At 66.9% G+C, this 12107-nt stretch carries 15 protein-coding genes; 3 read left to right on the top strand and 12 right to left on the bottom strand.

Translation table 11 applies throughout. From position 1 onward, the window contains the following. Window positions 1-4: 4 nt before the first annotated feature. From motA to flgB, 12 genes are all read right to left on the bottom strand, one after another. Window positions 5-868 carry a flagellar motor stator protein MotA gene (gene motA / locus GGR47_RS00675; protein WP_020486342.1) on the bottom strand — a complete coding sequence of 288 codons (864 nt, stop codon included), beginning with the start codon at window positions 866-868 and terminating at the stop codon, window positions 5-7. Window positions 869-1071: 203 nt separating this feature from the next. Then, window positions 1072-1974, bottom strand: a complete 903-nt coding sequence (gene flgL / locus GGR47_RS00670; protein ID WP_017977380.1) for a flagellar hook-associated protein FlgL — start codon at window positions 1972-1974, stop codon at window positions 1072-1074. 8 nt (window positions 1975-1982) lie between these two features. Beyond that, window positions 1983-3326 (bottom strand): flagellar hook-associated protein FlgK, encoded by a 1344-nt coding sequence (gene flgK, locus GGR47_RS00665; protein ID WP_147035818.1) that lies wholly within the window; start codon window positions 3324-3326, stop codon window positions 1983-1985. Beyond that, the gene (locus GGR47_RS00660) at window positions 3323-3655 is read right to left on the bottom strand and encodes a rod-binding protein (protein ID WP_147035819.1); all 333 of its coding nucleotides are present in this window, start codon (window positions 3653-3655) and stop codon (window positions 3323-3325) included. Before GGR47_RS00660 ends, flgK begins: the two co-directional genes overlap by 4 nt. Next, complete coding sequence (locus tag GGR47_RS00655; RefSeq protein WP_063687289.1) at window positions 3652-4752, bottom strand: flagellar basal body P-ring protein FlgI; 1101 nt, start codon at window positions 4750-4752, stop codon at window positions 3652-3654. Before GGR47_RS00655 ends, GGR47_RS00660 begins: the two co-directional genes overlap by 4 nt. 48 nt (window positions 4753-4800) lie before the next feature. Then, on the bottom strand, window positions 4801-5538 hold the full coding sequence (locus GGR47_RS00650) for a flagellar basal body L-ring protein FlgH (protein ID WP_017977376.1): 738 nt from the start codon (window positions 5536-5538) through the stop codon (window positions 4801-4803). Between the two features lies 1 nt (window position 5539). Next, entirely contained in the window at window positions 5540-6328 is a 789-nt protein-coding gene (gene flgG, locus GGR47_RS00645) for a flagellar basal-body rod protein FlgG (RefSeq protein ID WP_024310426.1), read from the bottom strand. 12 nt (window positions 6329-6340) lie between these two features. Beyond that, window positions 6341-7093: a flagellar basal body rod protein FlgF gene (locus GGR47_RS00640; RefSeq protein WP_147035820.1), complete on the bottom strand. Its 753-nt coding sequence runs from the start codon at window positions 7091-7093 to the stop codon at window positions 6341-6343. Between the two features lie 29 nt (window positions 7094-7122). Next, window positions 7123-8391, bottom strand: a complete 1269-nt coding sequence (locus tag GGR47_RS00635) for a flagellar hook protein FlgE (RefSeq protein ID WP_147035821.1) — start codon at window positions 8389-8391, stop codon at window positions 7123-7125. A gap of 36 nt (window positions 8392-8427) precedes the next feature. Continuing rightward, the gene (locus GGR47_RS00630) at window positions 8428-9156 is read right to left on the bottom strand and encodes a flagellar hook assembly protein FlgD (protein WP_147035822.1); all 729 of its coding nucleotides are present in this window, start codon (window positions 9154-9156) and stop codon (window positions 8428-8430) included. Between the two features lie 3 nt (window positions 9157-9159). Beyond that, the gene (gene flgC, locus GGR47_RS00625; protein WP_017977371.1) at window positions 9160-9567 is read right to left on the bottom strand and encodes a flagellar basal body rod protein FlgC; all 408 of its coding nucleotides are present in this window, start codon (window positions 9565-9567) and stop codon (window positions 9160-9162) included. A 4-nt stretch (window positions 9568-9571) separates the two neighbouring features. Next, window positions 9572-9919, bottom strand: a complete 348-nt coding sequence (gene flgB, locus GGR47_RS00620) for a flagellar basal body rod protein FlgB (RefSeq protein WP_024310425.1) — start codon at window positions 9917-9919, stop codon at window positions 9572-9574. A 448-nt stretch (window positions 9920-10367) separates the two neighbouring features. Here flgB and GGR47_RS00615 point away from each other — a divergent pair, with 448 nt between their 5' ends. From GGR47_RS00615 to GGR47_RS00605, 3 genes are read left to right on the top strand one after another with little or no spacing between them, the layout of a single operon-like run. Next, on the top strand, window positions 10368-11012 hold the full coding sequence (locus GGR47_RS00615) for a motility protein A (protein ID WP_147035823.1): 645 nt from the start codon (window positions 10368-10370) through the stop codon (window positions 11010-11012). Continuing rightward, window positions 11009-11575 (top strand): flagellar motor protein MotB, encoded by a 567-nt coding sequence (locus GGR47_RS00610; protein WP_221204561.1) that lies wholly within the window; start codon window positions 11009-11011, stop codon window positions 11573-11575. Before GGR47_RS00615 ends, GGR47_RS00610 begins: the two co-directional genes overlap by 4 nt. Then, a complete protein-coding gene (locus tag GGR47_RS00605) occupies window positions 11572-12090 on the top strand; it encodes a flagella basal body P-ring formation protein FlgA (protein WP_147036400.1) in 519 nt (172 codons plus the stop codon). Before GGR47_RS00610 ends, GGR47_RS00605 begins: the two co-directional genes overlap by 4 nt. Window positions 12091-12107 lie beyond the last annotated feature (17 nt).

Raw genomic sequence — 12107 nt, 5'->3', positions numbered from 1 at the left:
GATCTTACTTGCCGCGCAAGCCGTCGAACACCTCGGCGAAGCCGGGCTGGTTCTTGTGCGCGATGCCGCTTCGCGCGGCCTCGATCACCAGCGGCTGCGGGTGGCCGTGCAGCGAGGCGATGATGATCTGCTTGACGACGTGATAGATGGCGGCGTCGGCATGGATGATCTGCTTCAGGCGCCCGGCGAGCGGATTGACGATGCCGTAGGCCAGCAGCACGCCCATGAACGTACCGACCAGCGCCGAGCCGATCATGCCGCCGAGCACCGACGGTGGCTTGTCGATCGAGCCCATCGTCTTCACGATGCCGAGCACCGCGGCGACGATGCCGAGTGCGGGCAGCGAATCGGCGAGGCTGGTCAGCGTATGCTCCGGCCCCTCGACCTCGTGGTGGTGCGACTTGATCGCGTGATCCATCACCTCTTCCACCGCATGCACGTCGAGCGTGCCCGACGACACGACGACCAGGCGCAGCGTGTCGGCGATCAGATTGACCAGCGTATGATCGGCGAGCAGGCGCGGATATTCGCTGAAAACCGACGACGACTTGGGGTCCTCGACATGCGGTTCGAGCGCGATCGGACCGTCCATGCGCAGCATCTTCATCAGCTTGCTGACGAGGAAAATGACGTCGAGATAGTCCTGCTTCTTGTACTTGGGTCCCTTGAACACCTTGGCGAGGCCGCCGCCCATCGCCTTCAGCTCGGCGCCCGAGTTGCCGATGATCAGCGCGCCTGCTGCGGCGCCGCCGATGATGAGCATCTCGTGCGGGATCGCCTCGAACACGGGGCCAAGGGCACCGCCGGTGATGGCGAAACCGCCGAACACCATGCCGAGTAGAACGACGAGACCGATCGCAGGAAACACTGTGGGAACCCCCGTTTTGCCGGCGACGCCGACTCTTGTGGCTTACCGGGTTAACCGCATTTCCTAGACAAGTGGTTACCATGTCCCGGATTTGGCCGTTCCGGACAAAAACCTGTGGCAACGCCCCGCCGCGCGAACGGCACATGGGCCCGACCGCCGCTCGCGCGGCGACGGGACATCACGTACGTCGGCCTTGGCCTACGTTACTTCAGGTAATCGAACAGCGAGAGCTGCGAGAGCTTGGTGAAGCTCGCCTGCGACGCCGACAGCGCGGTCATCATCTGCTGCAACTGGACGATCGCGTCGGTGACGTCGACCTGCTCCAGCTTGCCGCGCAGATCGGCGCGATCGGTGTTCGCCGTGGTCAGCAATTGCTGTTGCAGATCGACGCGCGCCGACCGCGACCCGACCGAGGCCTGCACGTTGGCGACCTGGTCGACGGCCTGGCTCAGCGAATCAAGCGCCGTGCTCATCGACGACGACACGTCGCCGCCGCCGTTCAGCGTCGCCGCCATGCGGCTCAGCATCGCCAGCGTATTGTCGCCATTGCCCAGGTCGAAGATCGTCTTGGCGCTCTCGGTCGCCTGGATCGTCTGGCCATCGGCGATCGGCACTTCGGACACGAGCGTGTTGTTCGCCGGGAAGGTGAAGGTGCCGTTGCCATTGTCGGTCACCGCCTTGGTGCCGTCGACGGTGCCGAACAGCGGCTGGCCGCGCACGTTGCGCGAATTGGCGAGCGTGACCAGCGACTGGACGACCGAGGTGATTTCGGTCGCGATGCTCTTGCGCGCGGCGTCGGTCTGCGTGCCGGTCGCCGCCTGCGTCGCGAGTTCGGTCGCGCGCGTCAGCTGTGCGGTGATCTGCTTGAGCACACCATCCGCCTGATCGAGCAGCGAGCTCGCCAGCGTCAGGTTGGTGCCGTACACCGCCGCATCGGCGTCGCGACGATCGAGTTCGGCAAGCTGCTGCGCGCCGGCGGGGTCGTCGGACGGCTTGATCAGCTTCTTGCCGGTCGCGATCTGCGTCTGCAGTTCCTGCGCCTTGTCGCTCATCTTGGTTAAGCGGCTGGAGGCGTTGCTGTAGAACAGGCTGGTCGAAATCTGCATGGGCAATCCTACCGCATATCCAGAAGCGTCTGCATCGTCTCGCGCGCGACCTGGATCACGCGGCTCGAGGCGGCATAGGCCTGTTGGAAGCGAATGAGATCGACCGCCTCCGAATCGAGATTGACGCCGGTCGATGAGGACAGCGCCGTCGCCGCGCCATCGCGGATCGACGTCTGCGCGTCCGCGATCGTGTTCTTCTGCTTGTAGGCGGTGGCATTGTCGGTCACGAGTGTCGTCAGCTGCGCCTCATAGCCCTTGCTGTTGCGCGTCGCTTCCAGCGCGGCGAGGTTCGACGCATCGCGCGATCCGCCACCGGTGCCCGCCGCGATCTGGCTGCCGACGAAACCGGTGGCGACGCTCATCTCGGTCGCCGGCCGCGTCTGGTCGATGACGAACATCGCGGCGCCGGTCTGGTTGTTCTGGTCCTTGCCCGCCGCCTGGTTGTCGTTGACCGTCTTGACGAACTGCCCCGCGACCGAATTGAGCACGTCGCGGATCGACGAGGCGCGCTGCGCGCCATCCACCAGACCGCCCAGCGTGCCGCCGCCGGGGGTGATCTGCGTCTTCTCGATCCCCACCGTGATGCTGAAGGCGATCTTGCCGGTGTCGTCCCGCGCATAGGTGACGGTGCCGGCACCGGTGCCGCGCACGAACGGCGCGCCGCTCGATCCGCCCAGGTTGACCGTCGCCCGCCCGATCGAATCGAACGTCGTGGTGATGTCGCTGAGGTTGCTCATCTGCGACAGGACGTCGTCGCGCTGGTCCATCAGCTGCGCCGCCGCGGTGCTGCCCGGCTGTGAGCGGCTGATGCCTTCGTTGATCTTGGACAGCGACACGCCGAGCGACGTCAGGTCCTGCGCGGCCTGGTTGCCGGCGGTATCGATATCGGCATCGATCTGGTCGAACGCCCTGCCCGTCGCGGTGAAGGCGATGGCGGCGGACGTCGCGGCGCTGACCATACCGGTGCGCAGCGCGGTCGAATCGGGTTCGGCAGCGAGCGCCTGCGCCGCGCCGAAGAAATTCGTGACGCGCGACGTCAGCGCATTGCCGGTCAGCGCGCCCTGGATACGGTCCAGCCATGCCGCACCGCTGGTCGTGCGCGACAGGTCGCTGTTCGCGGCGCGCAGCGCGCGGCTGGAATAGATGTCGGTCGATCGGGTAACGCCGGTCAGCGTGACGCCGTTGCCCGCGGCATAGGCGAAGGTCGTGCCGACGCCGGCCACTTCGTTCAGCGCGACCTGTCGACGCGTGTAGCCGGCCGAATTCACGTTGGCGATGTTCTCGCCAACGGTCGCAAGCGCGGTTTGATACGCGCGGACGCCGGACGCGCCGATCGACAGCATATCGCTCATTTGGGCGGATCTGCCGTGGAGTCGTTAAGATCCGATTGCTTCTTGGCGAGGAAGGCGGTCATCGCCTTGCCGATGCCCAGCGGCGTCGTCTCCGACATTGTCTGCGCGACGCGGGCGTCCTGCATTTCGGTAAAGGTATCGATCGCCTTCGAATCGAACAGCGGATCGGCCAGCTTCGCCTGCCGCATGCTCTTCAGCATCATGCCGGTGAACACCGCTTCGAACTGCTGACCCGCCTTCTTCAGGTTGTCCGCGGTCTTGAGGCGCGACGTATCGGTCGAGATACCCCCGGCACCGGCGACGCCAGTCGAGATCGATGGCCCGGTCACAGGACGATCAACTCCGCCTTCAGGCTGCCGGCTTCCTTCAGCGCCTCCAGGATCGCGACGAGATCGGCGGGCGACGCACCGATCGCGTTCACCGCCTTCACCACATCGGCGAGCTTCGGCCCGGGCGTGAGCAGGAACATCGGCTTCTTCTCCTCCTCGACCGACACGTTGGACTTGCGCTCCAACGCAGTCTGGCCCTGGCTGAACGGAGCAGGCTGGCTGATCCGCTGGTTCTCGTCGATGCGCACGGTCAGCTTGCCGTGCGTCACCGCGGCCGGACCCACCCTGACCGCAGAATTGATAACGACCGTTCCGGTGCGTGCATTTACAATTACTTTTGCCGGCGGCTCGGCCGACACGACGTCGAGGTTCTCGATCGTCGACATCAGCGTCGCGCGGACGTCGGCGCCCGGCGGCGCGCGCACCGCGATCGACACGCCGTCGATCGCCTCGGCGGTGCCAAAGCCCAGCTTCGCGTTGATCGCTTGCGCGACATTCTGCGCGGTCGTGAAATCGGCCCGCGCCAGATTGAAGGTGAGGTTCGGCGTCGAATCGAACCCGGTCGCGACCGCACGTTCGACGGTGGCGCCATCGGGAATGCGCCCGGCGGAGGGCACGTTGACGACGATCTTCGATCCGTCCGCGCCCTCGGCCCCCAGGCCGCCGACGGCGAGGTTGCCCTGCGCCATCGCATAGATCTGGTTGTCCGCACCCAGCAGCGGCGTCAGCACCAAGCTGCCGCCGCGCAGGGACTTCGCCTTGCCCATCGAAGCGACGGTGATGTCCAGCTTCTGCCCCGGCTTGGCGAAGGGCGGCAGGTCGGCGGTGATCATGACGACCGCCGCGTTCTTCATGCCCGGATTGGCCCCCGGCGGCAGCTGCAGGCCGAAGCGCGACGCCACGGCCTTGAGCGACTGCACAGTATATTCGAGATTGTCGTCGCCCGTGCCGGGCAGGCCGACGACCACGCCGTAACCGGTCAGCTGGTTCGAGCGGATGCCCTGGAACCCGCCCAGATCCTTGATCCGGTCGGCCTCAGCGGGCGCAGCGACGAAGGCCAGAGCGGCGGCGAGCGAGAGGATCAGACGGCGGAACATGGGCAGCAGCCTGCACTTCCTATGGTTAACAACGCGTCAAGACGGCCGTCAGAACGGCGACACGACGGAGAAGAAGCGGCCGAGCCAGCCCTGCCGCCCGGCGCGCGCGACGTCGCCCTTGCCGGTGTAGGAGATCTGCGCGTCGGCGACGCGGGTCGACAGCACGCGATTGTCGGCGCTGATGTCGGCGCTGCGCACCAGCCCCTTGATCCGCACGAATTCGTCGCCGCGGTTCAGCGTCACGCGCTTCTGCCCCTGCACCAGCATCGTGCCGTTCGGATAGACCGCGGCGACCGTGACGGAGACTTCGCCCGACAGCGAATTGGCCTGGTTCGCCTGCCCCTGTCCGTTGAAGCCGCGCGTACCGCTCATCGACGCATCAGTCGCGCCGAACAGGCTCAGCGGTCCGGTGGTCGGCGGCGTGATGCCGCCCTGCCCGCTCGAATCGAGCTTCGAGCTCGATGACTTGGAGGCGGCCGTGTTCTCTACCAGCACGATGGTCAGCGGATCGCCCACGCGGCGCGCGCGCCAGCCTTCGTACAGCGGCGCATAGCCGTCGCTCGCCTGGAAGATCGCGCCATTGGCCGGGGCCGGCGGCGGCGTCATCGGCGCGCGCACGACAGTGAAGTCCTCCGCCGGCTTCTTCTTGCCGAAGATGCTGGCATTGGCCTCGCCGGGCGTGAGCGCGGCAAGCACGAGCAGGCTGGACGCCGCGGCGAGCGCGATCTCGGCCCAGTGGCTGACGACGAAGGCGCCGGGGCGGAAGGGGTTGGGTGCGGAGGCCATGTTACAGGTTCTGGTTCACGTATTTGAGCATTTCGTCGGAGGACGAGATCATCTTCGAATTGACCTCATAGGCGCGCTGCGTCTCGATCATGTCGACGAGCTCCTCGACGACGTTGACGTTCGACGCTTCCAGACTGCCCTGGCGCACGTTGCCGCGGCCGTCCTGCCCGGCGATGCCGAGGTTGGCGGCACCCGACGAGGCGGTTTCGCGCAGGTAATTGTCGCCGGTCGATTGCAGGCCGGTGGGATTGGGGAAGCTCGCGATCTGGATCTGGCCCAGCGTGCTGCCCGTCGTCTGCCCCGGAATCTGCGCGGTGACGGTGCCGTCGGTGCCGATCGACACCGAGGTCGCGTTCGCCGGCACGGTGATGCCCGGCTGGACCTGATAGCCCTCCGACGTCACCAGCAGGCCTTCCGGGCTGCGGTTGAAGTTGCCCGCGCGCGTGTAGCCTAGCTGGCCGCCCGGCATCTGGATCTGGAAATAGCCGTCGCCATCCAGCGCCAGATCGAAGCTGTTGCCGGTCTGCGTCAGCGACCCCTGCGTATCGATCCGCGCCGTGCCCTGCACGCGCACACCGGTGCCGAGGTTGAGGCCGGTCGCGTACTTGGTTTCCGCGGTCGACTGAGACCCCGGCGCCGTGACCGTCTGATAGGCCAACGTCTCGAATGCGGCGCGATCCTTCTTGAACGCCGTCGTGTTGACGTTCGCGAGGTTGTTCGAAATGACTCGCATGCGCGTATCCTGGGCGTCGAGCCCGGTGCGCGCGATATGCATGGCGGAGGATGACATGCTCTTCGTCCCTTAGCTCGGCAGGCGCATCACGGATGAGCCGCCTTCGTCCAGTTCCTTGGCCGACTTCATCAGATTGGCCTGAATTTCGTAGCTGCGCTGGTTTTCCAGCATATCGACGAGCACCTGCGTCATATTGACGTTGGAGCCCTCCAGCGCGCCGCCCTGCACCTTGGCGTCGAGGTTCGCGGGCAGCGTGCCGCCGCCCTTCACGCGCAGCAGGTTGTCGAGGCCCTTGACCGTCTGCGACCCCTTGGTGTCGACGATCTTCAGCCGGTCGACCACCTGTGGGTTGGCGGCATCGCCCCCTTGGGGCACGATGCTGATCGTCCCGTCGCCAGCGATGGTCAGGCTGGTGTACGGCGGCAGCGTGATCGGGCCGTTCTGACCCTGCACGATGAAGCCGTCGCCGGTCTGCAGCACGCCCGACGGCGCGACCTCCAGGTCGCCGCGGCGGGTATAGGCCTCGCTGCCGTCGCTCGCCTGCACCGCCAGCCAGTCGTTGACGCCGGTGACGGCGACGTCGAGCGCGCGGCCGGTATGCTGGATGGCACCCGGCGCGCGGTCGGCGTCGGTGACTTCCTCGCTGGTCGGCGCACGCGCCTCCAACTGCGCGCCACCGCCCTTCAGCTCGATCCGGTCGAAGATGACGCGATCGGCGCGAAAGCCCGTGGTGGACGCGTTCGCCATATTGTTGGCGATCGCGGCCTGCGCCTGCATGTGCGCGCGCAGACCCGTCGCCGCCGTGTAGACCAATTTGTCCATCTAGCGCTCCCGCGTCCCCACCGACTCGTTTAGCCGCGGATCTGGATGATGGTCTGCGAGACCTGGTTCGCGGTATCGAGCGCCTTCGAGTTCGCCTGGAAGTTGCGCTGCGCGGCGATCAGGTTGACCAGTTCTTCGGTGATGTCGACGTTCGATCCTTCGATCTGACCCGACATCAGCGAGCCGAAGCCGTCGGCAGCCGCCGACCCCATCGTCGCGGTGCCCGACAGACCCGTCGCCGACCAATAGCTGTTGCCGATCTGGCGCAGGCCGGTCGGCGTCGAGAACTTCGCCAGCGCCACCTTGCCCAGCGGCACGATGTCGCCGTTCGAGAAGCTTGCCTGAATCAGGCCTTCCGATGTCACCGTCACGCCGGCCAGCTGGCCGACGGGCACGCCGTCCTGGCTCTTGCTGTTGACCGCGAAGGCCGACGCCAGCTGCGTCGAGTTGCCGAGGTTCAGCGTCAGGTTCTGCGCGGCAGCGCCCGACAGCGGGATGAACGTGTCGTACTGGATCGGCGTCGCAGGCGTCTTGATCGCGCCGGTGTTGGCAAAGGTGATTTCGACGGGATCCTTCTTGCCGCCGACTTCCAGCTGCTTGTCGCCGACGAACGTATAGACCGCCCAGGTGCTGTCCGTGCCCTTGGTGGCATCGGGCACCGCGGTGCGCACGTAATAGCTGGTCATCGTCATCGGATTGCCGTTCGCGTCGTAGACGCGCGTCGCGACCGAGTTGTTGTAGGTCGTCGTGTCGGTGCGATCGAACGTCTTCTTGTTGACGGTCGTCGTGCCCGACAGGTTGATCGCGGTCGATACGGACTGCGTCGCCTTCGGCGTACCGCTGGTCTGCTGCAGCTGCAGGTTGGTCAGGCCATCTTCACCAGTGGCGGTGACGTTGCCGTCGCCGTCGACCGGATAGACCATCAGGAAGCTGCCCTGGCTGTCGACGACGTTGCGGCTGGCGTCGACCGAGAACGAACCGTTGCGGGTATAGGCGATCGCGTCGCTGGCGCCGGTCGTCTTCACCGTGAAGAAGCCTTCGCCCATGACCGCCAGGTCGAGCGCGTTGGTCGTGCCCTGCAAATTGCCGTTCTTGAACTGCTGCTGCGTCGCCTTCACGATGACGCCCGACCCCACCATCTTGCGCGGATCGGTCGACACGCTTGATGCGATGACGTCCGAAAACTCGACGCGGCTCTTCTTGAAGCCCGTGGTCGAGACGTTGGCGAGGTTGTGCGAGATGGTGTCCATGTCGGTCTGCGAAGCCTGAAGACCGGACAGCGAGGTGAAGAAGGACATTGGGTTTCTCCTGGAATTCGGAAAACGGGGGGAAGATCAGGCGGCGGAACGGACGTTGGACGGATCGACGTCACCGACGCCGACGACCTTCAGAACGGGCTTGCCGCTGGATGGCAGGGACACGGATTCGACCGGCGCCCAGACGAGCGTGCGGCTGGTGATCGTCTTGTCGCCACCGGTGGCGAAGGCACTGATCGTGAAGGGGCCCTTGCCCGCGTCCTGACCCGAGCCGTCCTTGCCGTCCCAGTCGAAGGCGATCGAACCCTTCTTCTGCGCGCCGAGGTCGAGCTGGCGCAGCATGCCGCCATTGGCGTCGCTGATCGACACGGTGACCTGCGTCGCATCGTCGTCCAGCTCGACCGCACCGTCGATCCCGCCGGTCGAGCGCGGATAGGCGGTCGATCCTTCGGTCAGCACGGTCTTGCCGACATAGCTCATCGCATCGCTCGCGCTGGTCGAGCCGAGCTTGTTCGAGATGCCGGTCAGCGACTTGTTCATCTCGCTGATGCCGGCGACGGACGAGAATTGCGCCATCTGGGCGACCATCTGCGTGTTGTCCATCGGCGCGAACGGGTCCTGGTTCTTCAGCTGCGTGGTCAGCAGCGTCAGGAAGTCGGACTGGTCCAGCGTCGTCTTGGTCACGCCGGTAACGGTCGATGCACCGCTGGCGGTCGTCGTGCCGGTGTTGCTCGCGGCGCGCTTGATGCCGAGGTTGGCGAGCGTCGTATCGAACGACGAACCCGATGTGGAGGTCGTGGTGGTCATGGGTTAGCGGCCCAGCTTGAGGGTATCGATGGTGAGCTGCTTGGCAGTGTTCAGCACCTCGACGTTGTTCTGGTACGAGCGCGCCGTCTCCATCATGTCGACGAACTCGCGGCTTTCATCGACGGCGGCCTGGTAGATATTGCCGTCCTTGTCCGCGACCGGGTTGTTGGGGTCGTAGATCTTGGTCGGCGCCTCGCCCGCGGTGACGATCTTTTCGACGTCGACGGTGGCAAGGCCGCTCGCGGCGTCGAAGCTGGTGCGGAACACCGGCTTCATCGTCTTGTACGCGGTGTCCGCCGACCCGGTCGTACCGCCGGCATTGGCAAGGTTGGATGCGGTCGTGTTCAGGCGGACGAGCTGCGCGCTCATCGCGCGGCCTGCCACCTGAAAGACGCTCATCGGATCGGCCATGGCCTTACTCCCCCTTCAGCGCGCGGGTGATCTGGCCGATGCGGCCGTTCAGGAACGACAGCGTCGTCTGATACTGGACGGCATTTTCGGCGAAGGCGGTCTGTTCCTGGTTCAACTCGACGGTGTTGCCATCCATCGAGGTCTGCACCGGCACGCGATATTTGGTTGCGGCGGCGATGCCCTTTTCGCCGATATCGCTCTCCATCGACGCGAGCGCCGACTTGAAATCGATATCCTTCGCCTTGAACCCGGGGGTCGAAGCGTTGGCGATATTCGACGCGAGCACGCCCATGCGTTGCGAACGCACTTCCAGGGCGGATCCGTGAATTCCGAACAGACTGTCAGCGGCCATCGGGCCAAATCTCCGGCGCACCATTGCGCTGCCGAGACGCTAAGCAACCGCCGTGCCAGTTTTTCGTGGCAGGAGGGCGGGGGTCCGGTTTTTTCGCGATTTTACCCCGTTGCCGGGCGGGCGGCAAGCCGGCCGGCAATCGCTTGCCGGTATTTGCCGGAGGGACGGCAAGGCTTGCCGCCCTTCTTCGTCACCCCGGACTTGGTCCGGGGTCCACCAGGCCGCGTGGGGACGGCTTGTCGCGTTCGTCGCAGATACAGCTTGTCCGCTACTTTCGTCATCCCGGCGCACGCCGGGATCCATGGAGGCGGTGAGGCCAATGGCGCACGTCAACGGCCGCCGCATCGTATCCATGGATCCCGGCCTTCGCCGGGATGACGAAGGGGGGTGTGCAGCCGAACCGACGCTCCCAAAACCAACTGGCCCACCCCTTGCATTATATCCGCGCATGATCGCCCAGCTCTTCGATCCGATCGCATTCGCCATCGTCGGCGGCGGCACGCTCGTCGCCACGCCGCTCCGTGCGCCGCTCCGCGACGTCGGCCGCGCGGTGGTGGCGCTCCGCGTCCTGCCGCGCCGCGCCTTCTCCGCCGATCCGCTGCTCGAACAGATCGCCGCGCAGGACCGGATCGCCAAGCGCCACGGCGTCGTCGCGCTCGACAAGTCGGTGATCGCCGATCCCGATGTCGCCGCCGCCATCGCCGCCATCGTCGACGGAGCAGTCGCCCGCGAGGTCGAGGCCCTGCTGCGCTTCCACCGGCAGAAACGGATCGACCGACAGGCTGCCGCCGCCGACGTCTGGTCCGGCGCCGCAGAGGCCGCACCGGCGATGGGCATGGTCGGCACGCTGATCGGCCTTGCCGGCATGTTCGCGCAGATGACCGACCCGCAGGCGATCGGCGGCGCGATGGCGGTGGCGCTGCTCGCGACGCTGTACGGCGCGCTGTTCGCCAACCTCCTCTTCATGCCGGTCTGCCACCGCCTGCGCGCCGCGGGCAAGATCGAGGCGTTCGAACGCGCGCGGATCGAGGCGCCGCTCGTCGCGCTCGCGCTGCGCGAAACGCCGCGCCACCAATTGCACAGCGTCGCATGACCGCCCCCGCGCTTCCCAGCTGGCCGGAACCAGCGCCCGCCCGGCCCGTGTGGCTGGTGACGCTCGCCGATCTCGCACTGCTGCTCGTCGGCTTCTTCGTCCTGTTGCAGGCAAGCGAGAAGCCCCGCGCCGTCACCGATGCGCTCCGACGCAGCTTCGGTGGCGAGGCGGCACCGCACGCTCCCCCGCCCCCGCCGATGCCGGTTATGGCCGCGGGTCTGTTCGATTTCGCCCCCGGATCGGCGGCGCTGCCCGGCGGTTCCGCGGCGGTCGTCGCCTGGGCCAGAGAGGCCGCGCGCGACCCGCGCGTCGCGCTCACCGTCACCGGATCGACCGACGGCAGCCCCGCCGACGTCGATGCCGCGACCGGCAGTGCCGCGATCCTCGCCGCCGACCGTGCCCGCGCGCTCGCGGCGCTGCTGGCGCCGGTCAGCCGCCGCATCACCGTTACCACCGCGCCGCGGCCCGGACGCCGCGCCGCGATCGTCACGCTCGCCTTTGCCGGAGACGTTCCGGCCACGAGCGGCCCCCGCACCGACCCTCAACACGGACATCAGCCATGATCCTCCTGCCCCTGCTCCTTGCCGCCGCGCCGATGGGCACGCTGCCTGTGTTCCAGGACACCGGCGGGCTCGACCGCGCGGTCGCCGCCTTCACCAGCCGCCCGATCGGGGCGGAGGGCGGCGCCCGCACCGCGATCGATGCGCGGCTGCGCCTCGCGCAATGCCCCACCGTCTCGCTCGCTTGGCGCAGCGACGCGCATGACGCGGTCGTGGTGTCCTGCACCGGGCCGGACTGGCGCATCTTCGTCCCCGTGATCCGCCCCGCCGACGCGCCCGCCGCGCGCGCGGTGCCCGCCATGCTCGCGCCCGCCAAGGCAGAGCCGGTGATCCGCCGCGGCGATCCCGTGCTGATCGAGGCGGGCTCGCCCGGCTTTTCGATCAGCCGCGAAGGCGTCGCCGTCGGCGACGCACCGCCGGGCGGCCGCGTGATGATCAAGGTCGACGGCAGCAACACGCCCGTCCAGGCGGTCGCGGTAGAAGCGGGCCGCGCCACGCTGCCCGGCTGGACCGACTGAGGCGGCATCTTTTTTCG

The organism is Sphingomonas aquatilis (assembly GCF_014196115.1).
Classification (GTDB): Bacteria; Pseudomonadota; Alphaproteobacteria; order Sphingomonadales; family Sphingomonadaceae; genus Sphingomonas; species Sphingomonas aquatilis.
Note: the sequence above shows the minus strand (reverse complement) of the source record. Positions and strands in the feature narration are given on the sequence as shown.